1 rRNA gene is annotated in these 1,443 nt (G+C 53.6%); it reads left to right on the top strand.

Annotated elements, in window-relative coordinates:
- Window positions 1-1,371 (top strand): 23S ribosomal RNA (locus ACRRU2_RS28485); the annotation flags it as partial.
- Between the last annotated feature and the right edge of the window lie 72 nt (window positions 1,372-1,443).

The raw sequence follows: 1,443 nt of genomic DNA, 5'->3' as shown, positions 1-1,443 counted from the left end.
AAGGCTGGGCTGTGATGGGGAGCGAAAATTGCAGTAGCGAAGGTCATGTACTCCGGCTGTCAAGAAAAGCCTCTAGCCAGGCGAAGGTGCCCGTACCGCAAACCGACACAGGTAGGCGAGCAGAGTATGCGAAGGCGCTCGGAAGAACTCTCGTTAAGGAACTCGGCAAAATGACCCCGTAACTTAGGGAGAAGGGGTGCCCCGTTAGGGTTAATAGCCCGAGGGGGCCGCAGTGAATAGGCCCAATCGACTGTTTAGCAAAAACACAGGTCTGTGCGAAGCCGTAAGGCGAAGTATACGGGCTGACGCCTGCCCGGTGCTGGAAGGTTAAGGGGAGTGGTTAGGGGTAACCCGAAGCTATGAACCGAAGCCCCAGTAAACGGCGGCCGTAACTATAACGGTCCTAAGGTAGCGAAATTCCTTGTCAGGTAAGTTCTGACCCGCACGAATGGCGTAACGAATTGGGCGCTGTCTCAACGAGAGATCCGGTGAAATTTTAATACCTGTGAAGATGCAGGTTACCCGCGACAAGACGGAAAGACCCCATGGAGCTTTACTGTAACTTGATATTGGACTTTGGTACGATCTGTACAGGATAGGTGGGAGCCTTTGAAGCATGAGCGCCAGCTTGTGTGGAGGCGACGTTGGGATACCACCCTGATCGTATCGAAGTTCTAACCTGCTGCCGTGAATCCGGCAGAGGGACCGTGTCAGGTGGACAGTTTGACTGGGGCGGTCGCCTCCTAAAAAGTAACGGAGGCGCCCAAAGGTTCCCTCAGAATGGTTGGAAATCATTCGAAGAGTGCAAAGGCATAAGGGAGCTTGACTGCGAGACCAACAAGTCGAGCAGGGACGAAAGTCGGGCTTAGTGATCCGGTGGTACCGCATGGAAGGGCCATCGCTCAACGGATAAAAGCTACCCTGGGGATAACAGGCTTATCTCCCCCAAGAGTCCACATCGACGGGGAGGTTTGGCACCTCGATGTCGGCTCATCGCATCCTGGGGCTGAAGTAGGTCCCAAGGGTTGGGCTGTTCGCCCATTAAAGCGGTACGCGAGCTGGGTTCAGAACGTCGTGAGACAGTTCGGTCCCTATCTGTCGCGGGCGCAGGAAATTTGAGAGGAGCTGTCCTTAGTACGAGAGGACCGGGATGGACGTACCGCTGGTGCACCAGTTGTTCCGCCAGGAGCATAGCTGGGTAGCTAAGTACGGACGGGATAAACGCTGAAAGCATCTAAGCGTGAAGCCCCCCTCAAGATGAGATTTCCCAGTATGTAAGACCCCTTGAAGACGACGAGGTTGATAGGTTCGAGGTGGAAGCACAGCAATGTGTGGAGCTGACGAATACTAATCGGTCGAGGGCTTATCCTAAACCTATACAGTGCCGATACAGCCTGTATGGAACAGCTAATTTGTTATGTAGTATCTTTCGTATCCAGTTTT

Origin of the sequence: Paenibacillus sp. GXUN7292, assembly GCF_050864975.1 — a bacterium.
Lineage (GTDB): Bacteria > Bacillota > Bacilli > Paenibacillales > Paenibacillaceae > Pristimantibacillus.
This window is presented reverse-complemented; position numbering and strand designations above follow the sequence as displayed.